The organism is Pseudomonas sp. GM50 (genome assembly GCF_000282375.1).
Lineage (GTDB): Bacteria > Pseudomonadota > Gammaproteobacteria > Pseudomonadales > Pseudomonadaceae > Aquipseudomonas.
Window position 1 is genome coordinate 13567 of sequence record NZ_AKJK01000102.1, and the last position, 24425, is coordinate 37991.

Annotated in this window: 24 protein-coding genes; 20 read left to right on the forward strand and 4 right to left on the reverse strand. The window is 53.8% G+C overall.

Annotated elements, in window-relative coordinates; genetic code table 11:
* The first annotated feature begins 12 nt into the window (after nt 1-12).
* From PMI30_RS06225 to PMI30_RS06210, 4 genes are all read left to right on the forward strand, one after another.
* Nucleotides 13-1017, forward strand: a complete 1005-nt coding sequence (locus tag PMI30_RS06225; protein ID WP_032835998.1) for an ArsJ-associated glyceraldehyde-3-phosphate dehydrogenase — start codon at nt 13-15, stop codon at nt 1015-1017.
* Nucleotides 1018-1026: 9 nt separating this feature from the next.
* A complete protein-coding gene (gene arsJ / locus PMI30_RS06220; RefSeq protein ID WP_008013068.1) occupies nt 1027-2247 on the forward strand; it encodes an organoarsenical effux MFS transporter ArsJ in 1221 nt (406 codons plus the stop codon).
* Between the two features lie 339 nt (nt 2248-2586).
* The gene (locus tag PMI30_RS06215) at nt 2587-3186 is read left to right on the forward strand and encodes a serine protease (RefSeq protein ID WP_008013069.1); all 600 of its coding nucleotides are present in this window, start codon (nt 2587-2589) and stop codon (nt 3184-3186) included.
* 201 nt (nt 3187-3387) lie between these two features.
* Complete coding sequence (locus PMI30_RS06210) at nt 3388-4290, forward strand: universal stress protein (protein WP_008013070.1); 903 nt, start codon at nt 3388-3390, stop codon at nt 4288-4290.
* On the opposite strand, the gene PMI30_RS06205 is transcribed toward PMI30_RS06210, so the two are convergent.
* Nucleotides 4284-4700 carry a hypothetical protein gene (locus PMI30_RS06205; protein WP_008013071.1) on the reverse strand — a complete coding sequence of 139 codons (417 nt, stop codon included), beginning with the start codon at nt 4698-4700 and terminating at the stop codon, nt 4284-4286. The two genes, PMI30_RS06210 and PMI30_RS06205, sit on opposite strands and share 7 nt — an antisense overlap.
* A 312-nt stretch (nt 4701-5012) precedes the next feature.
* Here PMI30_RS06205 and PMI30_RS06200 point away from each other — a divergent pair, with 312 nt between their 5' ends.
* Nucleotides 5013-5849 carry an undecaprenyl-diphosphate phosphatase gene (locus PMI30_RS06200; protein ID WP_008013072.1) on the forward strand — a complete coding sequence of 279 codons (837 nt, stop codon included), beginning with the start codon at nt 5013-5015 and terminating at the stop codon, nt 5847-5849.
* A gap of 69 nt (nt 5850-5918) precedes the next feature.
* Here PMI30_RS06200 and rfaH read toward each other — a convergent pair whose 3' ends face one another.
* The 3 genes from rfaH to galU form a co-directional block, all read right to left on the reverse strand.
* On the reverse strand, nt 5919-6425 hold the full coding sequence (rfaH, locus tag PMI30_RS06195; RefSeq protein WP_008013073.1) for a transcription/translation regulatory transformer protein RfaH: 507 nt from the start codon (nt 6423-6425) through the stop codon (nt 5919-5921).
* Nucleotides 6422-6853, reverse strand: coding sequence for a hypothetical protein (locus PMI30_RS06190; protein WP_008013074.1), 432 nt, complete (start codon nt 6851-6853; stop codon nt 6422-6424). Before PMI30_RS06190 ends, rfaH begins: the two co-directional genes overlap by 4 nt.
* Before the next feature lie 76 nt (nt 6854-6929).
* Nucleotides 6930-7763 carry a UTP--glucose-1-phosphate uridylyltransferase GalU gene (galU, locus tag PMI30_RS06185; RefSeq protein WP_007900875.1) on the reverse strand — a complete coding sequence of 278 codons (834 nt, stop codon included), beginning with the start codon at nt 7761-7763 and terminating at the stop codon, nt 6930-6932.
* A gap of 603 nt (nt 7764-8366) precedes the next feature.
* Here galU and PMI30_RS06180 point away from each other — a divergent pair.
* The 15 genes from PMI30_RS06180 to PMI30_RS06110 all read left to right on the forward strand — a co-directional run bounded on the left by PMI30_RS06180 (nt 8367) and on the right by PMI30_RS06110 (nt 24425).
* Nucleotides 8367-8861 carry a low molecular weight protein-tyrosine-phosphatase gene (locus tag PMI30_RS06180; RefSeq protein WP_008013076.1) on the forward strand — a complete coding sequence of 165 codons (495 nt, stop codon included), beginning with the start codon at nt 8367-8369 and terminating at the stop codon, nt 8859-8861.
* 45 nt (nt 8862-8906) lie between these two features.
* Entirely contained in the window at nt 8907-11135 is a 2229-nt protein-coding gene (locus tag PMI30_RS06175; RefSeq protein WP_008013077.1) for a polysaccharide biosynthesis tyrosine autokinase, read from the forward strand.
* A 197-nt stretch (nt 11136-11332) separates the two neighbouring features.
* Nucleotides 11333-12646 (forward strand): flippase, encoded by a 1314-nt coding sequence (locus PMI30_RS06170; protein WP_008013078.1) that lies wholly within the window; start codon nt 11333-11335, stop codon nt 12644-12646.
* Between the two features lie 38 nt (nt 12647-12684).
* Nucleotides 12685-13668 (forward strand): nitroreductase family protein, encoded by a 984-nt coding sequence (locus tag PMI30_RS06165; RefSeq protein ID WP_008013079.1) that lies wholly within the window; start codon nt 12685-12687, stop codon nt 13666-13668.
* A 32-nt stretch (nt 13669-13700) separates the two neighbouring features.
* Nucleotides 13701-14834 carry a polysaccharide pyruvyl transferase family protein gene (locus tag PMI30_RS06160; protein WP_008013080.1) on the forward strand — a complete coding sequence of 378 codons (1134 nt, stop codon included), beginning with the start codon at nt 13701-13703 and terminating at the stop codon, nt 14832-14834.
* Complete coding sequence (locus tag PMI30_RS06155) at nt 14831-16117, forward strand: O-antigen ligase family protein (RefSeq protein WP_008013081.1); 1287 nt, start codon at nt 14831-14833, stop codon at nt 16115-16117. The genes PMI30_RS06160 and PMI30_RS06155 overlap by 4 nt, the downstream gene beginning before the upstream one ends.
* A 2-nt stretch (nt 16118-16119) precedes the next feature.
* Entirely contained in the window at nt 16120-17214 is a 1095-nt protein-coding gene (locus tag PMI30_RS06150; protein WP_008013083.1) for a glycosyltransferase family 4 protein, read from the forward strand.
* Nucleotides 17204-18328: a DUF1972 domain-containing protein gene (locus PMI30_RS06145; RefSeq protein ID WP_008013085.1), complete on the forward strand. Its 1125-nt coding sequence runs from the start codon at nt 17204-17206 to the stop codon at nt 18326-18328. The genes PMI30_RS06150 and PMI30_RS06145 overlap by 11 nt, the downstream gene beginning before the upstream one ends.
* Before the next feature lie 2 nt (nt 18329-18330).
* Nucleotides 18331-19401, forward strand: a complete 1071-nt coding sequence (gene rfbB, locus PMI30_RS06140) for a dTDP-glucose 4,6-dehydratase (protein WP_008013086.1) — start codon at nt 18331-18333, stop codon at nt 19399-19401.
* A gap of 45 nt (nt 19402-19446) precedes the next feature.
* Nucleotides 19447-20325, forward strand: coding sequence for a glucose-1-phosphate thymidylyltransferase RfbA (gene rfbA / locus PMI30_RS06135; RefSeq protein ID WP_008013087.1), 879 nt, complete (start codon nt 19447-19449; stop codon nt 20323-20325).
* Nucleotides 20322-20861, forward strand: a complete 540-nt coding sequence (gene rfbC / locus PMI30_RS06130; RefSeq protein WP_008013088.1) for a dTDP-4-dehydrorhamnose 3,5-epimerase — start codon at nt 20322-20324, stop codon at nt 20859-20861. Before rfbA ends, rfbC begins: the two co-directional genes overlap by 4 nt.
* A gap of 671 nt (nt 20862-21532) precedes the next feature.
* Entirely contained in the window at nt 21533-21787 is a 255-nt protein-coding gene (locus tag PMI30_RS06125; RefSeq protein ID WP_008013090.1) for a hypothetical protein, read from the forward strand.
* A gap of 87 nt (nt 21788-21874) precedes the next feature.
* Nucleotides 21875-22987, forward strand: a complete 1113-nt coding sequence (locus PMI30_RS06120) for a polysaccharide export protein (RefSeq protein WP_157173040.1) — start codon at nt 21875-21877, stop codon at nt 22985-22987.
* A 14-nt stretch (nt 22988-23001) separates the two neighbouring features.
* Nucleotides 23002-23661 (forward strand): YjbF family lipoprotein, encoded by a 660-nt coding sequence (locus tag PMI30_RS06115; RefSeq protein WP_008013092.1) that lies wholly within the window; start codon nt 23002-23004, stop codon nt 23659-23661.
* Nucleotides 23658-24425 carry a capsule biosynthesis GfcC family protein gene (locus PMI30_RS06110; RefSeq protein ID WP_008013093.1) on the forward strand — a complete coding sequence of 256 codons (768 nt, stop codon included), beginning with the start codon at nt 23658-23660 and terminating at the stop codon, nt 24423-24425. The genes PMI30_RS06115 and PMI30_RS06110 overlap by 4 nt, the downstream gene beginning before the upstream one ends.

The window sequence follows — 24425 nt, forward strand, 5'->3', positions numbered from 1 at the left end:
GAGCACACCAACATGACTATCAAAGTGGGCATCAATGGTTTTGGCCGCATCGGTCGCCTCGCTCTGCGCGCAGCCTGGCGCTGGCCAGAATTTGAGTTCGTGCAGATCAACGATCCGGCAGGCGACGCGGCAACGCATGCGCACCTGCTGAACTTCGACTCGGTGCATGGCCGTTGGAATGATCAGGCGAGCGCCACGGGTGACTGCATCGTCATCGACGGCAAACGAATCAAAGTTACCGCCAACAAAGCGATTGCCGACACCGATTGGTCGGGCTGCGATCTGGTGATTGAAGCCAGCGGCAAGATGAAGACCGTTGCGGTGCTTCAGGCTTACCTCGACCAAGGCGTGAAGCGCGTGGTGGTCAGTGCTCCGGTGAAAGAAGAGGGCGCGCTGAACATCGTCATGGGCGTCAACCATCAGCTGTTCAACCCGGCGAAACATCACATCGTCACCGCCGCGTCGTGCACCACTAATTGTCTGGCGCCGGTGGTGAAGGTGATCCACGAGAAACTGGGCATTCGCCACGGCTCGATCACCACCATCCACGACCTGACCAACACGCAAAGCATCCTCGACCAACCCCACAAGGATTTGCGCCGTGCCCGTGCATCGGGCATGAGTTTGATCCCGACCAGCACCGGCTCGGCCACCGCGATTGCCGAGATCTTCCCGGAACTGCGCGGGCGTCTGAATGGCCACGCCGTGCGCGTACCGTTGGCCAACGCTTCGCTGACCGACTGTGTCTTTGAAGTCGAGCGCGTCACCACTGTCGAAGAAGTGAATCAGTTCCTCAAGGACGCGTCCGAGAACGAACTGAAAGACATCCTCGGTTTCGAGGAGCGTCCGCTGGTGTCCATCGACTACCGCACCGACCCGCGCTCATCGATCATCGATGCGCTGTCGACCATGGTCATCAACGGCACCCAGGTCAAACTCTATGCCTGGTACGACAATGAATGGGCTTATGCGAACCGCACTGTCGAACTGGCCAGGATGGTCGGCCTGGCCGTCTGAGGAGCGCTGATGAAAGCGTTGTCAGCCCTCGCTCCGTCAGTGCGGCAGTACTTGCTCGTGACGGGCAATTACTGGGCCTTCACCCTCACCGACGGTGCTTTGCGCATGTTGGTGGTGCTGCATTTTCACGCGTTGGGCTACAGCCCGCTGCAAATCGCGGCGTTGTTTCTGTTCTACGAACTGTTTGGTGTGATCACCAATCTGCTGGGCGGTTATCTCGGCGCCCGACTGGGCTTGAACCGGACCATGAACATCGGGTTGGGGATGCAGGTTGTGGCGCTGTTGATGCTGACGGTGCCAGTGGCCTGGCTGACGATTCCTTGGGTGATGGGCGCGCAGGCGTTGTCGGGGATCGCCAAAGACCTGAACAAGATGAGCGCCAAAAGCTCGATCAAGCTGTTAGTGCCCGAGGGGCAGCAGGGCACGCTTTACCAATGGATAGCCATCTTCACCGGCTCGAAGAATGCACTCAAGGGTGTTGGTTTCTTTCTCGGCGGGGCATTGCTCGCCCTGATCGGGTTCAAAGGGGCATTGCTGGCCATGGCGGGTGTGCTGGCGCTGATCTGGGTCAGCAGCTTGATCCTGTTGAAGAAGGATTTGGGCAAGGCCAAAGCCAAGCCCAGGTTTCGCGACATCCTGTCCAAAAGCCAGGCCATCAACATTCTGTCAGCGGCCCGGATGTTTTTGTTCGGTGCTCGTGATGTCTGGTTTGTCGTGGCGTTGCCGGTGTACTTGAGCAGCGTCTTTGGCTGGGACTTCTGGAAGGTCGGTGGATTTCTCGCGGCCTGGGTGATCGGCTACGGCATCGTGCAATCGTTGGCGCCGCGAATCACTGGCAAGAAACGGGGGCATGTTCCTGATGGTCGCGCTGCCTTTCTGTGGGCGTTTGCTCTGGCAGGCCTGCCCGCGGCAATCGCTTTGGGGCTGAACACCGGGTTGTCGCAACAGGCGGTGTTGTTAGGCGGATTGATGGTCTTTGGTGCGCTGTTCGCGGTGAACTCCTCGCTGCACAGCTACCTGATCGTGTCCTATGCCAAGGAAGACGGCGTGTCGCTGGACGTGGGTTTTTACTACATGTCCAACGCCATGGGACGGCTGATCGGCACCGTGCTGTCTGGCTGGGTTTATCAGGCTTTCGGGTTGGGAGCGTGTTTATGGATATCCAGCGCGTTTGTTATTTTCGCGGCATTGATTTCTATTGCGTTACCGAGGCATGCCGAAGTGAGTTAAATTGCTCTGATCAAGGCTGTTTCACTCGTTTTTAGTTGAAGTGTGCAATTTTAATTTCTGTTTTTATTTGTCGTTCTGTCATTTTTCAGGCGTCAAATATTTGCAATTTGCTATATGGATCGAAAAGCAATTGGTCTTAGCACAATTTATTCATACGCATTCTTTGCAACTTCAGCCTTAAATAAATGCACCAGACCCGGCTGCGAGGGAAACTACAAGCACCAGACAACTAAAAGATTCGCCACAATAAAAATCAAACCTCCTTATAAGTCGGTGATTATCATGATTAAAATCATGACCTACTTTTTAACAGGAGCTGTTCTTGCAGGATGCAACGGTATGGTAAAACCCGACTTGTCGGGGCCTGCCAATGACTCATATTTTTCCGTCTTCTCGGGCTTTCCCTTGCCCTATCTGTACATGGCCTCGGCCGTGCAATGGAACGAAGACTATGCCGTCACCACTCGCCACACCCCCCTCATCCGCCACGTGGAATACAGCTGCAGCACCGGCTGCGACCTCGTCTTCATTCAGCACAAGGCCGACGGTCGCTACCCGTCATGGCGTGCACCGCGTGTGGGTGAACACATCACTGCCGTGGGGGCGAGCCCCTACATGACGACCGTCACCGGGCAAGGCAAAGTGTACCCGGCGCCTTTCATCAATAGCGATGAAGGCAGCGGCGAACGCTATGCGATCCATGATGCCCCGATGATCAAGGGGATGTCGGGTGGTCCCGTCATCGGCAATGACGGGAGTATTGTCGGTATCAATGTCGGCTTTTTCTCCACCACCCTTAATGATGTGAGTTTTCACCCTGGGTTAAAGGGGGCTGAGAGAGTCAGCATCTTTATCCCTTACTCGATCATTCAACGTGAATGGGAGTTGATGCAGGTGAAGCTTAACGATCCGCACGGCGCGAAGTACGCGAAGAAGTAACTTTACGTCGTCAATCAATTGACCGTCGGGATGTGTCTCATTGTATTGGCTGCAATGAGACACACCTTGGCGGGTTAGTTGAATCCAGGCGTATATTGATTGTGTCGATCCAGATCATCGAGGCGATAGCAGATCGCTGGCGGTGCGACAGACGAGAGGCTGGGGGGCTAGCAGATATCCCAGAACGTTTGGAGGTGTGACATGAGCCAATATCAACGACTCTTTCTAATAGCCGGCCCCACCATGCGTCACACGCCGGCACTGCAGCGGGCCGTCGCCATTGCCGAGGCCACGGGCGCAGCGCTGCATATCACGGTGTTTATCGAAGATTTCAACATCTTGGGTTTGATCCACGCCAGTGCGCGGTTTCGTGAGGCTTGCCAGCAAGAGAACGAAAAATGGCTCAACGATGAAGCCGAGCTGATCCGTGGGCGCGGGATTAACCTGAGTACCGAGGTGCTTTTCACACGCGACGCGCTGCAAGAGATCCTTCAGCACGTGACAACAACGCAGGCGGATCTGGTGATCAAGGATGTGCAGCATGAGTCGGCGCTCAAGCGCGTTTTCATCACGCCTCTGGATTGGCATCTGCTGCGCGAATGTCCGGTGCCTGTGCATCTGGTCAGCGAAGTCAGTTGCCCACTTCCGCGCGTGATCGTGGCGGCAGTCGATCCGTCGCACCCAGAGACTCAGATCACTGGAATCAACGACCTGATCGTTCAGGCCGCGAACGAATTGGCAACGCAATGCCATGCAGAAATGCATCTACTGTATGCCTACGATCTATCGCAGACGCACATCTCTGATGCAGGCGCGGGTGCCGTGACGATGCCTGGCTTCAACAGCGATGTGCGCAAGTCTTTGCACAAGTCATTCATTGCGCTGGCCGATCACTACGGCGTGCCCACCGAACGGCAACACTTCGTTGCAGGGCCACCTGGTAAAGCGCTGGCCGACTTTGCTGCGCATCACCGGGCCGATGTGATCGTCATGGGAAATGCGCATCGCAAGGGACTGGACAAGTGGGTGGGTAGTACCACGGAGCATGTTCTGTATCGGGTGCCCTGCAACATTTTTGCTGTCACCGGGCAAGCGGATCAATGAAAGGATCCGTTATCAAGTGACTCGGAAGGGGCGCGTCGGCGATCGGGACGGGATTTTTTGAGGGCGCGCGCCGAGATATCCCGGTAGGTATCGCAATCGGTTGCAGCCAAAAGCTTACCACCGTCCTTTAGTGTGGCCATGAAGGTCACCTCGGTGCTCTTGCCAGCAAGCAGATAGCCTGCGATGGCACCGACTGGCCCCAACAACATCGCGCCGGCAATGCCCAGGCCAATGGCGCTCTTTATATTTTTATTGGAGTCCGTGTTCTGGACCGTCAGATCTTTAAATTCCGCGACGGAGAAACTTTTCCCCAGCCGTGGTTTGAAGGCCGTTTTGAGCGTGATGGTACCCAGATGATACTCCCCGTCGCACTGCGGAAAGTCACCGGCGAGCACTATGATCTTTGCCATATGGAGTTTTCTCTTGGGCGATCATTTTTGGGTAGGACATTGCGCGCGCCCAAAGTCAAAACGTCAACGATCCAACGATGAGTGGCGTCCATGGATTCGCGATACACAAGTAGCAGTCCTGAAAAACAATTTCATTCGCAGGCGTAGGCCATTTGCAGGTGCTGCGACATGGACGTTTTATAACGTTTGGCTAAAGCGGGCAGAGAGTGCGCTTTAATCCTCTGCTGGTCCGATGGGGTTAATCGCGATCAGCGATCAATTGCTCGGCATCATCAACAGACCTCTCAGTCGAGAGGGTTTAACGGGGGATTAATGGACTTCTGGACCACCACGCAGGTATCGATTCTAGGGTTGGTTGAAGGGCTCACAGAGTTTTTGCCCATCTCCAGTACGGGGCACCAGATCATTGCCGCGGACTTGCTCGACTTCGGCGGTGAGCGAGCCATGGCGTTCAATATCATCATCCAGTTGGGGGCTATTCTGGCGGTCGTCTGGGAGTTTCGTCACAAGATTCTGGAGATCACTACCGGTTTGCCAACCCAGCGTAATGCGCAACGTTTCACGCTGAATTTGTTGATCGGTTTCTTGCCGGCGGTTGTTTTGGGTGTGATGTTCGCCGACAAAATCCATGAATATCTTTTCAACCCGATCACCGTGGCCGTGGCGCTGGTGATAGGCGGAATCATCATGTTGTGGGCGGAGCAACGTGAGCATGTGGTGGTTATCGATCACGTTGACGAGATGCGCTGGACCGATGCCTTGAAAGTCGGTTGCGCACAATGCCTGGCGATGATCCCCGGCACTTCGCGCTCGGGTTCGACGATTATCGGCGGGTTGCTGTTTGGCCTGTCACGCAAGACGGCTACCGAGTTTTCATTCTTCCTGGCGATGCCGACGATGGTGGGGGCCGCGGTGTACTCGGGCTATAAGTACCGCGACCTGTTCCAGTCCGCAGACTTGCCGGTATTTGCCTTGGGGTTTGTTGCCGCATTCCTCTTTGCGATGATTGCCGTGCGCGGCTTGCTCAAGTTCATCGCCAATCATAGTTATGCGGTGTTTGCCTGGTACCGGATCGCGTTCGGTCTGCTGATTCTGGCGACATGGTTTTTGGGCTGGATCGACTGGAATCATCTCTCGGAAGGGGCGTAGGTTTTCCTGGGCTTTGTGGCGAGCGAGCAAGCTCCCTCGCCACAGGTTTTTTTGGCTCAAGGCTCGGATCTAAATCTTGTTAACCCCTGCCAGTGGCAGGCTGATGTGCTGTTCACGCTGAAGGAAATTCATCATCAATAGCACCCGTTCCTCGCCATCCATGGCCAGGAACACCGCCTCGAGATCGGAGAACGGGCCTTCAGTGATGCGCACCGTATCCCCGTGCCTCAACAACGTTGTCACGATCGCTTGGCTGTCCCGTTCCTGGAGCTCGTCGATCAGCGTATCGCGGATCGGCAGCGGCTGACCGCCGAACCCGACGACTCGCGAAACACCGCGGGTCGAACGCAGCGGGCCCCAACTGTCCTGAAGGCTCAGTTGAATAAACAGATAGCCCGGAAACAGCGACTCGCTGATCACTCGACGCTGCCCGCGCAGAACTCGCTCACGTCGGTAGGTCGAGCGAAAACAGGCATAGCCCTGGCGCTGTAAATGTTCTTCGGCGCGCTCATCCTGTTTGGGTTTGCACTGAAGCAGATACCAGGCTTTGGCGGCGTGTTCTGCAATCGCGTTCATTCGAATTCCCTCCCTGCATCGATGTGCCCCAGCAGTTCGGCGGTCTTGTGCTGCATGAGCGAGTTGTCGCCGCGACTTTCCACCGTCAGGCAAGTCATGCAGCCATCGTCCAACAGACGCAAGCTGAGACGCCAGTCGGTAAAGACCAGGTTCAGCCCATCGCTCTCGTCGATGTCGAGGGCGTCGGCGGCGTAACGCTGCCTGATACTCGCCAGCAACGCCGGACCATCCTTGACGTGACGGCGGATCTCCCCGGAGGAGGGGAAGGCACCGATACGCTCCACCAGCAGCACCGATGGTTTCTGCACGCGGGGAAAAATCAGCTCCGACGCATAGGCGCGCACGATGAGGTACGCGAGGTTGTTTTTAAGGTCAGCGCCATACGGGCGGCGACTGTCATCTGCCTTGAAACCGCTCAATGTCTTCATAGAGGCTTCGTCCATAGGGTAATAAAGACCGAAAAATCGATTCGATAACGCACACGTTTGTCAGGGTTCAGCGCCGTCACAAGGTGTTCTGATGCAGGTTCTCGAAACAGAAGTTGGTGGCTTCGATGTAACCTTCGGCGCCGCCGCAATCGAAGCGTCGTCCCTTGAATTGGTAAGCCAGCACGCAGCCGTTCTGGGCCTGCTTCATCAATGCGTCGGTGATCTGGATTTCACCGCCCTTGCCAGGCTCGGTGTCAGCGATCAGGTCGAAGATATCGGGGGTCAGAATGTACCGACCGATAATGGCCAGGTTGGACGGGGCGTCTTCCGGGCGGGGCTTTTCGACCATGCTGTTGACCCGGTAAATACCCTCGCGAATCAGCTCGCCGGCAATCACGCCGTACTTCTGGGTTTGCTCACGGGGTACTTCCTGGATCGCCACGATCGAGCAGCGGAATTGCTCATAGAGCTTGAGCATTTGCGCCAGTACGCCGTCGCCTTCCAGGTTCAGACACAAGTCGTCGGCCAGCACCACGGCGAATGGCTCATCACCAATCAACGAACGACCACTGAGAATGGCGTGCCCCAGACCCTTCATTTCCACCTGGCGGGTATAGGAAAAAGTACAGGTATCGATCAGCTCACGAGTGCCTTCCAGGAATCGCTCCTTATCAGTGCCGCGAATCTGGTGTTCGAGCTCGAAGCTGACATCGAAATGATCCTCCAGCGCTCGTTTGCCTCGGCCGGTGACGATGGCCATATGTTGCAGGCCGGCGTCGCGCGCTTCCTCGACGGCGTACTGGATCAGCGGCTTATTGACGATAGGCAGCATCTCCTTCGGCATGGCCTTGGTGGCGGGCAAAAAGCGGGTCCCATAGCCGGCAGCGGGGAATAGGCATTTACGAATCATGGAAGCGTCCTTGAAAGTAGACAGATGGAATGGCTAATGGCAGTAGGAAAGGTTCGACGGGTTGTCGGAACCGGTAACGCTGGAGAGTGCGGGCTCTAAATGGCTCGTTCACTCGAGAAAAATGTTGGCAACGCTGCATGAGCAGCGAAAGGCCAGTACGCCATGTTTCTCGCAAGGCGCAGGCAGAGAGAAAGATCGCGTGGTCGCTTGGTCGGCGAGCATGCCTGGTTATTCCACCGCATGCTTCTGACGCAACCCGCTGTAAATAAAGTTATTGCCCAAGGCATCTCTTACCCAACTTCTAACCGAATGTCCGACGCCCTGGCAATTCACTAACGGAGCGACTATATATTAGCCACTCGCTATTTCGGTGTAATTTAGATTGAACGGTCGCGGGAAAACGGCAATTGTTAGAAATTGTCTGGATAAATTATCGAACTGTTATTTTCAGAGTTCAAAGAGTGAAATGTTATTTTTTGTCTGAAGAAAAAGTTGGGGGCTGTTCAAACGTCATGGTAATAAATACGCACTGATGGTTTGAAAGTCTCAGCTGCAGTTACCGGGGTTATAAATACCCGGATTCATTCGTAGTTTAAAGCTCTTATGTTCGGCAAGTGCTATGTCACCGCCAATGTTGACAAGACGGGGAATGTTATCTTGCTTAAAAGGGTTTTGATTGTCTGCGTCGGCAATATTTGCCGCAGTCCCACCGCGGAGCATTTGCTGCGCGGGGCACTCGTTCATTCCGATATCGAGGTCAGCTCGGCAGGCCTCGCTGCCTTGGCGGGCAAACCCATCGAGCCGACGGCACACGCCGTACTCAAGGAGCATGGTCATCTGCCCGATGGGCATGAGGCCGTTCAACTCACGTCTCAAGCCGTCAGCGAGGCGGACTTGATTCTGGTGATGGAACGACGGCATGTCAGCGGGGTACTCAACATTGCCCCTGAAGCGCGAGGCAAAGTGCTGCTACTGGGCAAGTGGCAAGACGATCGCGAAATCAGCGACCCCTACCGTCAAGGCAAACCTGCATTTGTGCACGCTTATGCGTTGATCGAAGAAGCCGTACTCGCATGGGCACAGCGCCTGGCGCGCTGATGGCCACTCCTTTTTGAATCGTAATACAGGCAAAGAATCCGACTTATGCAGCAAGCACCGGTAGTTAACGTGCGGGACGACGACAATGACGAGATTGATCTTCTCGGCTTGTTTGGAACACTCATCGACCATAAATGGCTGATTGCCGCGGTTACCGGTGCCTTCATGGTGGCTGGGGCTGCGTACGCGGTGCTTGCGACCCCGGTATACCAGGCGAATGCGCTGTTGCAGGTCGAAGCGAAAAAGAACGATTTGTTGGGTTTCTCGGATATCGGCAGCATGCTGGGCAAGGAGTCTCCTTCGGCCACCGAGATCGAGTTGATCCAGTCCCGCTCCGTGATTGGCAAAACCGTCGACACCTTGAAACTTGATATTGTCATACAACCGAAGTACTTCCCGGTGGTCGGTGAGTTCCTGGCGCGTCGATTCCAGAATAATAATCCCGGTGAAATAGCCGAGCCCTTGTTGGGGTTGAACAGTTTCGCCTGGGGAGGGGAGTCGCTGAAGATATTCAAACTGGATCTTCCCGACTCGCAACTGGGCAAGAAGTTGACCCTGACCGCGGGTGAAAATGGTCATTACACCCTGGTGGACGAAGACGACAACGTATTGGCAGCCAGCCAGGCGGGACAATTTTTCGAACAAAATGGCGTTGCGTTTCAGATAGAAGAAATGCACGCCAATCCTGGAACCCGCTTCAGAATCATCCGCAACTCTCGCCTGACCAGCATCCTCGACTACCAAGAGGCTTTGGATGTAGCCGAGCGAGGAAAAGAGTCGGGCATGATCGGTCTGGCGCTGGAAAGTACAGATCCGGACCAAGCCATTAAAATACTCAATGAAATTGCCGCTATTTATGTGCGGCAAAACGTAGAGCGCACTTCAGCTGAGGCAGCGCAGAGTCTGGCGTTTCTCAAAGAGCAACTTCCGGTGGTCAAGAGAGACCTGGAAAAAGCCGGGAATGCCTTGAATGAATACCAGACACGCAGCAAGTCTGTGGACATCACGCTCGAAACCAAAGCCATTCTCGATCAGATTGTCGGGCTCGATACCAGCATCTCCGAGTTGAAGCTGCAGCAAGCCGAGATGGACCGCAAATTCACCCGCCAACATCCCGCCTATCGCGCATTGTTGACCCAGATTGGTGAGTTGAGTAGCAAGCAGAAAAGTTTGGCGTCCAAGGTGGAAAGCCTTCCCTCCACCCAGCAAGAACTGCTGAGCCTTACCCGGGATGTAGAGGTCGGTACGGCTATTTATACTCAGCTGCTGAACAAGTCTCAGGAGCTGGACGTGATGCGCGCGGGGACGGTCGGTAACGTGCGTCTGATCGACACCGCGGACGTCAACTTTCTCAAGCCGGTCAAACCGAAAAAGGCCTTGATTGTATTGGTCGCCACCATTCTTGGCGGCTTCCTGGCGGTGGCCCTGGTGCTGGTACGCAAGGCGCTGAACAGAGGGCTGGAAAGTCCGGAAGCCATCGAGCAACTTGGGCTGCCGGTCTACGCTTCGATTCCTTACAGCATTCTGCAGAAAACCGAAGAAGACAAAGTCTCCCGCGGACGAGGGCGTTCCGGTGCAGGTTCTACATTACTGGCCGTCACTCATCCCACCGATCTGGCAGTCGAGGCATTGCGCAGTTTGCGTACCAGTCTGCACTTCGCCATGCATGAGGCAGACAATAACCGCCTGATGATCTCCGGGCCTAGCCCTCAGGTGGGTAAGACCTTTGTGTCGGTCAACCTTGCGGTGGTGATAGCACAAACCGGGTTGCGGGTATTGTTGATCGACGTCGACATGCGCAAAGGCTATCTGCACAAAGTGTTAGGTGTTTCTTCAGACAATGGGCTCTCCGATATCCTGGCCCGACGCTGCGAAGTGACCACCGCTATCCATAAGACCGAAATCGACAACTTCGATTTTGTCAGTCGAGGCCAAATCCCGCCCAACCCTTCCGAGTTACTGATGCACGCCAATTTCAGCGCGCTATTGGAGCAGGCGAGCGAGCTATACGATTTGGTGATTCTCGATACGCCGCCACTATTGGCGGTGACAGACGCGGCAATCGTCGGGCGCCTGTCCGGGACCAACCTGATTGTGACGCGCTATGGACTGAACCCGGCGAAAGAAATCGAGTTGACGGTCCGCCGGTTCTCGCAGAATGGCGTTGCCATTAAAGGTGCGATTTTTAACGGCGTGGAGAAAAAGGCCTCCAATAAATATGGTTACAGTGATTATGGTTATTACCACTATGACTACGCCTCCGACAAAAGTTGATGGGTATTAAATACGTTACGTCATAAGTTCGGATTTTTGACGGTATTGCTGTTGTTCTTGAGTGTTTACTGTTTATTGTTACGCCGGGTCATTAGCCAATAGGCATGATCAAACCGATATTTAATGGAAACACCACGTCCTGAGGAAGATGACGAAAAATCCTGGGGCGGTAGCGTGATTGCGAATGACACAGGTCAATGAATAAAACCACAGCGTTCAAGGCTATATCGCTCCTCTGGATCGGTTCCCTCGCGGGAGCCGGGTTCGCCTTTCTCACTCAGGTGTTCCTGGCGAGAAAGTTGGGCAGCAATGATTTTGGTGCTTTTTCGTCAGCACTCACCACCATCACGCTACTCGCGCCACTGGCGGGCTTCGGGATATCGCAGTATTGGCTCAAGGCTTTTGGCCAGGAGGGCTGGGCAGCGAGACGCTGGTTGAAACCTTCGTTCCAGTTCATCGCCTTAAGTAGCCTGTTTCTCATCTGCTGCATTGTGGCGTGGGCGCTTTATTCCAGCCATGACCGGTTAACGCAGAACCTGTTGTTGATTCTATCTCTGTACATACTGGGGCAGTTGTCAGTCGAACTGGTGAGCAGCAAACTTCAGCTCGAAGAAAAATATTTGCACTTGGCCCTTTGGCAATTTTTGCCGCATTTTTTTCGTTGCTCGATGGTCTTCGTCACGGCGATTATGAGTGCCACGCCGATAGCCGCGGAATATTACGCCACCTTTTTTTCGGTCATTGCAGTGGTGTTTTTTTTGTTGGCTATCCCCCAGTTATTGCATATGACAAATGGGAAGTTGACTCTGAAGGGGCACGAGCTGACCGCTGAATTCATGAGCCTGTCAGTGAGGCCGAGTATGTTAAGTGTTGCCGGCGCCAGTTGGCCCTTTGGCGTCGCGGCGTTCTCGCACCTGATTTACTTTCAAAGCAACATTATCTTGCTAAAACATCTATCAAGTAATAGCGCCGCCGGTATCTACAGCGTTGCGTTCACCATCATGACCGCTGTGTATTTGTTGCCAAGCGTGATTTATCAGCGGTTCCTGCTGCCCAAGATGCATCGTTGGGCGAACCATGATCGAGACATGTTTTATCAGATATACCGAAAGGGTAACTGGTTGATGCTGCTGTTGGGAACGCTGGCCATGCTAGTGATTTTAGTATGCGCGGACTGGGCAGTACCGCTGCTGTTTGGTGAGGCTTATCGAGACGCTTCGTCGATCTTGAAGGTTCTTTCCCTGTCGGCACCGATCATTTTTCTAGCGTTCAGTGCTGGCGCCACATTGGTGACCCAGGAACACATGAAAGTGAAAGTTAAGTACATGGCGATAGTGGCGGTCATCAATGTATTGCTCAATCTGACCTTAATCCCTCGCTTTGACCTGCGGGGTGCCGCTGTAGCGACCGTTGTCAGTAATTTACTGCTGTTGTCGTTATATTTTTATGGCGCTCAACGGTTAGTTTTCAAGAACAAAGTTCCGATAGCAGGTGCTGCTCCCCATGCTTAAATTATTTATGATCACCGACAGTCGGGAGATGAGTTCTCATGATTGATACCGCAAAAATCTATGCTCGGACAGTACTGGCTGGGTTTGGCTTTTTATATGACTTGGGTCGGTATATCAGGTACGCCGGATGGCGATCTTCACTCAATTCGGTAGAAACCAGAAACTATTACATGGTCAAGGTGTACCACACTCTTGAAAAGAGCCTGAGTTTTACCAACCGCAAACCGGGGTCTGGATGGGCGGGCGCCAATGCACTTATTAAGGCACTGGAGCAGTCATTTACGCTGAATGGCACGGGTTATCATGACTTGGTGGCGATCACGGTATTAAAGAAGTTCGCTGAAGCGGAAATAGCCCACCAGCCAGAAAAAACCGCCGCGCTTATAAAACGACTGATTAAAGTCGAGAGCCTGAGCAATCGATCCATTCCGTTCTATGACAACAGTGGCGCCATTAACCACGACAAGACAGCGTTCGATAAAGGGCGACTGGCAATTCCAGAAAATTTCTTCATGTCCAGGTACTCGCTTCGGGAATTCTCCGACGAAAAAATAAGTGCTGAAGCGTTAAGCCGAGCCCTGGAGATGGCCATGAAGTCGCCTTCGGCCTGTAACAGACAATCGTGGCATGTTTATCATTTGGAGGGCGAGTTGGCGCAACAAGCCCTTGCTTTTCAAGATGGCAATCGGGGTTTTGGTCACAAAATAAAAGAGTTGCTGATTATAACCACCGACTTGCGGGCTTTCGTTTCTCCACGAGAACGCTACCAGCACTGGATCGACGGCGGGATGTTTTCCATGTCGTTGATTCTGGCATTGCATTCAATAGGTATTGCCTCCTGCTGCTTGAACTGGAGTCAATCGGGGAGGGCGGACATCAAGTTTCGCAAGGTGATCAAGATAAGCCCGCAGCACACGGTGATGATGATGTTGGCGATAGGTTATCCGAGCGAGCAGAACACAGTCTGTGCTTCTCCGCGTCGCCCCATCAGTGAAGTGTATACCAAGCTGTCCGGTCAGTAAGTCTCACCCTTGGTCGCAAAGGACTCAGCACCTTGAAAATTGCATTGATCACCATACATCACGCCAACAGTTATGGCGGAACGCTACAAGCACTTGCCAGCCAGAACGTGTTATCGAAATATGGCGACGTCAACATTATTGACTACAAAAGTAAAGAGTTGGAAAACACGTTAAAACTGATTCGGGTTGACAGTAACCCGCGCAGTATTTTCAGAGCCGGTAAGGACTTCTTTCGAATCATTCCTCGCAGAAGGTTGATCGCGAAATTCAGAGAGTTTATGCGAGTTCATTACAATCTGACCCCCGCGTGCCAGGATTTACAAGCGCTTCAAACTTTGTCCAGTGACTTTGATTGTGTGGTGTGTGGCAGCGACCAGATTTGGAACCCGATGATTACGGGTGAGCTGGATTTGAACTACATGCTGGCGTTTTCCCGAGCGAAAAAGAAGATTTCGTTCTCCTCAAGTGCAGGCTCTTACCGCTACTCGGACGAGGAGGAGCTAAAGGTCAGAAAGGCATTGTCGACCTTTGACAGCATTTCCGTCCGGGAAGAGGACACGGCGCGAAACCTGCGCAGCTTGCTGGGCAACCAAAAGGTCGATCACACCCTGGATCCTACCTTGATGCTTAACAAGCAAGAGTGGATGCGGAGCCTGCAGCTTTCCAGTCAAGTGCCAGGCAACACTGATAAATACATTCTTGTTTACACCCTGAAGAAAGATACTTTGGTCCGGGAAACCATCAACAGAATAAGGACCGTTTTAGGGCTGCGAGTTGTGGCGATCGATCAAGACCCGTTCCTGGGCTACAAAAGCGATCGGCACATAATGGATGCCAGTCCGGTTGATTATGTTTCGCTGTTCGCCAATGCGTCCTTCGTGATCACTAATTCATTCCATGGCACCGCTTTTGCGTTGAACTTCGGTATTCCGTTTGTTACCGCATTGCCGGAAAGCGGATTGAACAGAATCAAGGGGCTTCTGGATAAAGTCGGTTTGACCGATCGTCTGGTAACCCGCTTGAGTGACGTCAACTCGATCGTCGTAAAACCCATCGATTTTACGAGCAGTCATCAGCAGCTGGAGACACTGAGGCAGGCGACTTGGAATTATCTCGATGGAGCCCTTGCAAGCAAGATAGTAAAAAAGCCAATTGAATTTTCATGATGAACCAGCGTGCCGCTAGCTTGAGAACCTCAAGTATCAATCCACGTTATGTGCTGGCAGTTATCATTGGCATCACGGTGGTGTTCAATAATATTGAATGGTCGTTGGGTGGCAATAACCTGACACTGGAAAGGTTGCTGGCCGCCCCTATTTTCTTTATCGCTGTGCTGTTGTTGGTCAGCTCGAATATTGCGCTGCGGCTGCCCAAAACAGGGATGATTCTGACTGTCTGGATTGTGCTGGCTTTTTACGCATCAGCTTCCGGCCCGGTGGAGGCGTGGTCCCTGAAGATGTACGCTGGCTTACTCCTGGCGGCTTCGTTTTATTATGTAGTGATCTGGTTAAAAGCCAATCCATTTTCGATTTTCAAGTCCAGATCCTATCTGTTGCTGGCGTGGTTTTCAGGCCCGGTTTTGTCTGTGATCTACGTGCTCTCACTGTTGAAGTTTCCGCTTCCTGATTTGGCCGTTCATTGGTTGCAGGAGGGGAGTGGGGGGACGCGCATCCGTGGCGGGATTTATGAGGCCAATCTGTTCGGGGTGTTTGTTTCGCTTATTACCCTGACGGTGCTGGCGTTGGGTTATTACCGAAAATTATGGTGGTGGGTGCTTGTGATCGGCTTGCACACCGCCCTGCTTTTTTCGTTCTCAAGGGCACCGTGGGTTTCCTACATCATCTCCGTCTGGCTATACCATGGCTTGAGTTACCCAAGGAAATACACGAACAGGGACTTGGTGAAGTACTTGTTAGGGGCAGCCCTGTTGGTGGCGATTATATCGCTATTGTCCTATTTCATTGCTTCTTCCTTTGGCGATTATGAGCTGATCGGCAGGACCCACTCGGTCAAGACGCGTTTCATCATGTGGGCATTGGCGGCGAATTCCATCCTGGAAAACCCCCTGTTCGGAAATGGCATCTACAGCTTCAGCGAAATCTATTCTTTTGCACCGGAGTTGGTCGGTTCAGAGAATCATCGCAGTGCATGGATATCCAATTTGCCCTTGGCAATCCTCAATGACACGGGCGCCGTCGGTTTCATCGTCTTCTTCGCATTCATAATTCTGGTGATCAAGCGCAGTTTGACCGCTGTCCGCAAACTGGCGATAGACCAGCGTGTCGACCGCTATCAAGTCAGAGTCGGGGCCGCACTGGTCGCTTTTTTTCTGGCCATGACCTTCTCGAGTCAGACTATTCCCGCGCATTCGATCGCCATTTTTTGGGTGTGCCTGGCGCTCACCGAGCGGTTCACCACTCTCAGTCGCTCACTCATTAAAAGAACTTAAGCATGAACTCAAAGAAGCTGGTTTTCATTCATCTGTTCAACGACAGAAGTGGGAGCCCAAAAGTCTTGTCTCAAGTGGTGAAGGCGGCGGCTAATAACAATATAGCCACCGAGGTGATCACCAGCGCTCATGGCGACGGCTTCTTGTCCGGCGTGGCCGATGTGCAGAGCAAACTTTTTTATAAAAGGTCAGAGAATAAGTTACTGACCCTTGGCTACTACCTGATCTCTCAAAGCTTGTTGTTTGTTCAGTGCCTGAAGTACAGACGGCAGAATGTGGTGTTTTATGTCAACACCATGATGCCCTTTGGGGCAGCGCTGGCGGGTAAGCTGTTAAGAATACCGGTTTATTATCATGTGCATGAAACATCGATAAAACCCAATATTCTGAAACGATTTCTCAGGCTGGTCATTGAGAAGACCAGTACGAAGGTAGTTTTCGTCTCCAACTATCTAATGCAGGAGGAAGGTTTTAGCAAACTTCCCCAAGTGATTATTCATAATGCGCTGGATTCCGAGGTTGAGAAACAGTATCGAGTGAAGGAAGAGGCCGGCTTCACTTCTTTGATGATTTGTTCCTTGAAAGCCTACAAGGGTGTTATGGAGTTTCTGGCGCTGGCGCAGCGCAGCAAGGATGACAAGCACCTGAGCTTCACTCTGGTACTCAATGCCAGCCTGAGCGAAATCGATAGTTTTTTTTCCAGCATCGACATTCCAGACAATGTGGCAATTTATCCTCGTCAAACGAACCTGTCGGGCTTTTATTCGCGATCTGATTTGCTTCTGAATCTTTCCCGAACGGATGGCTGGATAGAAACATTCGGTTTGACCATTCTCGAAGGGATGTCCCATGGCTTGCCGGTGATCGTTCCTCCTGTAGGTGGCCCCACCGAGTTGGTACGCAGTGATATCGAAGGTTATTTGATTTCTTCGTACGACATAGAAGAACTTTACAGCGCAGTGAGCAGGATCTCGCTGGATCCAAAGAAATATAAGACGCTGTCTGATAATGCGTTATCCCGCACTCGAGACTTCAGCCTGGAAGTGTTCGAAAGCAAGTTCTCAACATTATTCAACGAGATGCAACATGACACCTAAAAAACTTTATATCCTTGGCATAAGAGGTGTCCCGGCTGAACACGGCGGTTTTGAAACCTTCGCGGAGAAACTATCGCTTTATTTAACAGCGCACGGCTGGCAAGTGTATGTCTACTGCCAGGAAGAGGGCCGCGGAGAAATCACTTATAGCACCTGGAACGATGTCAACAGGATTCATATCCCTGTGACCCAGGCAGGTGCGTTGGGGACAGTTGTTTTTGACTGGAAAGCCACGTGTCATGCGGCATCGCAACAGGGGTTGTTTTTGACTCTGGGTTACAACACCGCCGTGTTCAGTTTGCTGCAAAGGCTTAAAGGCCAGACCAACATCATTAACATGGATGGCATTGAGTGGCGGCGTGACAAATGGGGAACCATTGCCAAGACCTGGTTCTGGCTCAATGAACGGGCCGGCTGCTGGATGGGCAATCATTTGGTCGCCGATCACCCGAAGATCAAAGATCACTTGGCGACACGGGTTTCCCCGGCCAGGATCACGATGATCCCTTATGGCGGGGATGAGGTCACCGGCGCTGATCCGACGTTACTGGCAACTTATGCCCTGGAACCGGGCCAGTTCTCGGTGATCATTGCCCGGCCCGAACCCGAAAACTCGTTCCTGGAGATGGTCCGCGCATTCAGTTCCACACTGCGCAATCACACGCTTGTCGTTCTGGGTAACTTTCAACCGAATAATAATCCGTACCATAAACAGGTCATGGACGCGGCCAGCGCCGAGGTCATCTTTCCCGGAGCGATCTATGAAACTTCAGTCGTGCAGGCGCTGCGTTTTTATTGCCGGTTTTACCTGCACGGGCATCGTGTCGGCGGAACCAACCCATCGTTAGTCGAAGCGCTAGGCGCGGGTTGTGCAGTCATTGCCCATGACAACCAATTCAATCGCTGGGTCACGGAAAGTGGCGCCGCTTATTTCAAGGATGAAGCTTCTTGCAGCGCCTTGTTTACTCAACTGCTGACGGACGATTCAACGCAACAGCAGATGGAAACGGCTAGTCGTACCCGCTTTCATCAGCGGTTTACATGGAATCAGATCTTGCTTCAGTACGAAGAGTTATTGGCTAAGTGGTATCCCCATCAATCGGTCGGGAGATAATGATGACGATGCGTATTCTGCTGACCGGCGGAGCCGGTTTTATCGGTTCTGCCGTCGTCAGGCACCTGATTGAAAATACTCAATATGAAGTGGCGAACCTCGATAAGTTAACGTACGCCGGCAATCTGGAGTCTTTGGCCGGCGTTGCCGAGTCACCGCGCTATCACTTTTTTAACGTCGATATCTGTGACGCCCAGGCGCTGGATCAAGTATTCGCGAGGTTTCAACCGGATGCGGTGATGCACTTGGCCGCCGAATCGCATGTCGATCGTTCTATCGACGGCCCGGCAGACTTTATCCAGACCAATATTGTCGGGACCTATACCTTACTCGAGGCGGCCCGGCGTTATTGGAACGGGCTGTCTGCGGAAGTGAAGTGGGCGTTTCGCTTTCACCATATCTCTACCGATGAGGTTTATGGCGACCTGGAAGGGACCGATAGTCTGTTCAGCGAAACCACGCCTTATGCGCCAAGTTCGCCCTATTCGGCGTCCAAGGCCAGTTCGGATCACCTGGTTCGAGCCTGGCAACGCACCTATGGTCTACCGGTGCTGGTGACCAATTGTTCGAATAATTACGGTCCTTATCACTTCCCCGAGAAGCTGATTCCCCATGTGATTCTGAATGCGATCCACGGACGGCCTTTGCCGGTCTACGGCGATGGTTTACAGATTCGTGACTGGTTGTTTGTAGAAGATCATGCCCGCGCCTTATGCGAGGTCGTGTGTCGGGGCAAGGTCGGCGAAACCTACAACATCGGCGGCCATAACGAGAAAACCAATCTTGAGGTCGTGGAAACCTTGTGTGATCTGCTCGAAGAGTTGGCCCCCAACAAGCCAGCGGGTGTCGATCGTTATCGCGAGTTGATTACCTTCGTCAAGGATCGGCCGGGGCATGATCTTCGTTACGCCATCGATGCGGGCAAGATCGAGCGCGAACTCGGTTGGCGACCAGAGGAAACCTTTGAGAGCGGTATACGCAAAACGGTTCAGTGGTATCTGGACCATCAAGAATGGTGGCAACGAGTCCTCAACGGTGAGTACCGCCCGGAGCGTCTTGGCCATATCGGTTGAACCATTCAAACCCTGCCTCTATTAAACTTTGAAGGGAATCCTCATATGAAAGGCATCATTCTGGCGGGAGGCTCCGGCACTCGCTTGCATCCCATTACTCGCGGTGTATCCAAACAACTGCTGCCCGTCTATGACAAGCCGATGATTTATTATCCGCTGTCGGTATTAATGCTGGCGGGCATTCGCGAGATATTGATTATTTCCACGCCGCAGGACTTGCCTAACTTCCAGAACCTGTTGGGTGATGGCTCTTCTTTCGGCATTGAACTCAGTTATGCCGAACAGCCTTCTCCCGATGGTCTGGCCCAGGCCTTTCTGATCGGCGAGGATTTTATCGGCGACAGTAATGTGGCGCTGATTCTGGGCGATAACATCTTCTATGGTTATGGCTTCAGCGCCTTGTTGCGCGAAGCGTCACAACGACAGACCGGTGCCACCGTCTTTGGTTATCGAGTCAGCGATCCAGAGCGTTTTGGCGTTGTCGAGTTCGACAGTAACGGCAAAGCGATCTCGATCGAAGAGAAGCCTAAACATCCGAAATCCGACTATGCCGTCACCGGTTTGTATTTCTATGACAAAGACGTGGTGCGCATTGCAAAGCAAGTCAAACCTTCGATACGCGGCGAACTTGAAATCACTGACGTGAACAACGCCTACCTGGAGCGCGGGGACCTGCATGTCAGCGTGCTCGGGCGTGGTTTTGCCTGGCTGGACACCGGGACCCATGACTCATTGATGGAGGCGGGGCACTTCGTCCAGACCATCGAAGCGCGGCAGGGCCTGAAAGTGGCCTGTCTGGAAGAGGTGGCGTACCACCAGGGTTGGTTGTCGGCTGCGCAATTGGATCAACAAGCCACCGCGCTATACAAAACCGGTTACGGTCAATACCTGGCACGGGTGCTGACAACGGAGCCTGCGAAATGAATGTCATCAACACCCGGTTGCCTGGTGTACTGATCATCGAGCCTAAAATCTTCGGCGATGTCCGCGGGTTCTTTCTCGAGAGTTATCACCAGGAGCGTTATCGCGACGCCGGCATCGAATTGCCTTTCGTCCAGGACAATCACTCGCGCTCGCAGTATGGCGTGTTGCGTGGTTTGCACTTCCAGCGGACCCGGCCGCAGGGCAAGTTGGTGCGGGTCACCCAAGGTGCGGTGTACGACGTGGTAGTGGACATCAATCCCCAATCCCCCACTTGTGGTGAACATGTGGGCGTCAAGTTGACCGCTGACAACCATCTGCAGCTATGGGTGCCGCCGGGTTATGCCCACGGCTTCTGTGTGCTCAGTGATACCGCCGATTTTCAATACAAATGCACCGATTTTTATTACCCCGAAGACGAGGGTGGCCTGCTCTGGAATGACCCAGAGTTGGACATTGCCTGGCCCTTGGAGTCGCCTCAACTTTCGGAAAAAGACTTGCGCAACCCGCGCTTGCGCGCGGTGTTGAATGGAGAATGACCATGCGAGTTCTAGTGACCGGGGCTCAAGGGCAGGTCGGATGTGAGTTGCTGCAGAGGGCACCGCACGGGTTTAACGTCATAGGCTACAACTCGAGGGAGCTGGATATCAGCGACTGGGCAAACCCTTGAGCAGGCTCACGGATTGGTGCCGCGAAGCTGGGTAGAGGAGTTGCAACGGGTGCTTAAACAACTGGATAAAGTAGCCTCTGATGCCTGACTCCTCGCGGCCCCGATACTTATGCCGCTACTCTGTATTTATTTATTAGTGGTCTATACTTAATATTGAAATACTGTCTGCGGTCGTTTTGGCTGGAACTTCCAATCACAATAAAGCCGCCAAGACTCCAAGGTTGGGAGAATCCTGACTAATAATAACAATAAGCCTGTTCGGCGAATGATTCATGCTCGAAAATCTGTGTTGAAAATGCCTTGTTATGCGGCGAAAGTCGTAGAAAACGTCTGCAACCTCTCGTTCAGCGCCAATGCTTTGTCCAAGGTGTGGGGAAGGAGAGGTCTATGGCGTGCAACACCTATAAGTGACATGCTCCAAAGGAGGCAATGCGCATGAATTGGCTGGTTCAATCGGTCAGTTTAATTCGTCCTGCTGTTCCATTCCTGGTCCCTTAGTATCAAATCTTATAGAGAGTTGATGTCGAGAAGGAGTCTGATATGAAGATACTACTTACGGCCGGCTTGCTGGCTGTCATGAGCACTGCAGTGTTGGCGGCGGAAGAACCATTGACCGAATCACTGAGCTTGAACACCCCGTTGGTCGGAGGAGTAACAGTCGCCGAAACCGTGGTGATTGGCGCAGCTATCGCTGGCGCTGCAGTGGCTGCTTCAAACTCCGGTGGCAGTTCCAATGGCGGTACCTCTGGAACGGGCGGCACCACCGGTACAGGTGGTACAACTGGTACCAACTAATACCCCGCGAAGTGTGTTGTACAAGATCACTCAGAACTTTCTGGGTGATCTTGTTTTAGACTTGCCCTCGACTAGCGTAGTGCCATTATGATCCGTAGGTTTTCTGTTGTTATGCTGGCAAGTATCAGCTTGTCCGGCTGTATGTTTTCGCCTGGTCAACACATGGACACCAGTCAAATGGTGAGTGACGGCTCTCCGGAGAGTAGCCGGGTGGAACTTATTCCCATCACCCCTAAATTGATTGCCATGGATGCCGCCACGCAAGTTCGCGAATCGGTTCCCTCGGCGTTGTTGTCCTATGTTCCGGGCGGTTATCGCGTGGGCGCCAATGACCTGTTGTTTATCACGGTCTGGGATCATCCCGAGTTGACGGCGCCTTCGGGGCCACAACAGCAAATCGATGCCAACGGTCGTCTGGTTCGCCCGGACGGCACGCTGTTTTATCCCTACATCGGTAATATTCCGGCCGCCGGTAAAACCATCGAAGAGTTGCGAGCCTTTATCGCCGAGCGCTTGTCGCAATTCGTCGAAAGCCCTCAGGTCGACGTCAGCGTATTGCGCTTCGCCAGCCAGACCGTAGTGATTTCCGGCGCTGTGGCAAGAGCCGGCCAACAGTCGATCACCACCACCCCGTTGAGTGTGGTGGAGGCCATTGGCGCGGCCGGTGTGGACCCCTCGAATGCAGACCTGTCAGGCCTGACGCTGACCCGGGACGGGCGCGAGTACAGGCTGGATCTGGACACCCTCAATCGCCAGGACTCGCAGTTGCAGGGCGTCTACCTCAAGGGCGGCGACCGGCTGTACTTGCCCTATAACGATCTCAAGCGGATTTACGTCATGGGTGAAGTCAACCAGCCGCGCGCGCTGAGCTTCAAGAGCAAAACGATGAACCTCACTGATGCTCTGGGTACTGTAGGCGGTTTGAACCAGACCACCTCAAATGGCAACGCGGTGTACGTCATTCGCGGCGCGGACCACCTGGAAACCGAACCGGCCAAGGTGTACCAGCTCGATGCCGAATCCCCTTCGGCGTTGGTGTTGGCCACCCGTTTCGACTTGCAGCCGCAAGACATCGTCTATGTCGGCCCAGCCGGCGTGACGCGCTGGAACCGTCTGATCAGCCAGCTTCTGCCTACCGCCACTGTCCTCGGGACCGGTGCCAGCTCCCTCAATGACCTCAGCGAAGCCAACAGCAGATAAGGCTCTATCCCTCCGTGAAAATTTTGCCTACCTGCGCCGGTCTGACGATGGCGCTCTTGCTGTGCGGGTGTAACCCGTTGATGAGGGCCTCCTGGGACACTCTCGAATCCTCCGTCGCAGGACCTGCCTCCATCAACTTGACCCGCGCGCAGGTCGACGCCGTGCCGTATCCGCAGATCCTGGTCACCACCACCTCCAGCGAGGGGGTGATGGCCTTGGCTCGCCGGCGGGGCGACCTGCAGTTCTGGGTCGCTTCTGGCAAGCAAGTACTGATGATGCGCGACGGTCTGGTGGTACGCACCGTCGGGCTGGGCGTTTCTCTGGATGGCACTCGCTTCAATGATGAGTCGCCGTTCAAGCGCGGCCTTCAGCATTTGCCCGACGGTTATACCAGCACGCGCTGGGTCGACATCTACGACGGCAACCGTATCGGTATCGCTGTCAACAGCCGTTTCAGCACCCATGACATCGAGACCATTCGCATTCTGGACAAGGATTACGCCTTGCTGCGCATCGACGAGCAGGTGGATGTACCCACCCTGAATTTCCGCGCCACCAACCGCTACTGGGTCGACCCCCAGGACGGTTTCATCCTGCGCAGTGAGCAGCACCTGACGCCGCAGCTGTTCCTGAAAATCGTGCAGGTACGCCCTGATCGGGGGGCTGCCCGGTGAAGTGTTCGAACCTTGTATTGCTTGGCTTGCTCTTGATTGGTCCGAGTGTGGGCCAGGCTGCCGTGACGGTCAGCGGTGATGTGGGCAGTCCCGGTCCCATCGACGTCAAACCCGGTGCACGTTTGCTGGACGTCATTCGAGGCGCTCAACCCAATGCCGAAAGTTACTGGCTGGGTGCCGCGTGGCTGCACCGCTCATTGGAGGATAAGCAAGCGCGTTTGAAGGCAGGCGTCCTGTTCGATCTGAAACTGCTGCAACGGGGTGCCTTGCTGGATGGCAAGGGCACGCGAGCAGATTTGAGTGCGCGCCTGTATGAGCAGATCGAGCGACTGCCGATCACTGGGCGCCAAGTCGCAGTGCTCGACCCGATCGCCGTGGAAGTGGGCTTCGCCCGCAACGCGTTGCTGGATGATGGTGACCGTCTTGTTTATCCCGCGCGGCCGTCCACCGTGGAAATCCTCGGGGCAGTCGCGCAGCCCTGTCATGTGCCTTACCGCGCCCTGCAGGAAGTTCGTGCCTACGTGCGGGACTGCCCCATCCTCGACGACGCCGAGCGCGATTACCTATGGCTGATCCAGCCCGACGGCGAGGTCAGGCGCGTAGGTGTGGCGGCATGGAATCGTGAGGATGGCATCGTGGCTGCTCCTGGCAGCAAGATCCTGGTGCCGATCAGGAACGACGACCTCGAGACGCCGACCCCAGAGCTCAATCAACAACTGGCCGAGTTTCTCGCCACTCAACCCTTGGCTGAGGTGGCCCCTTGA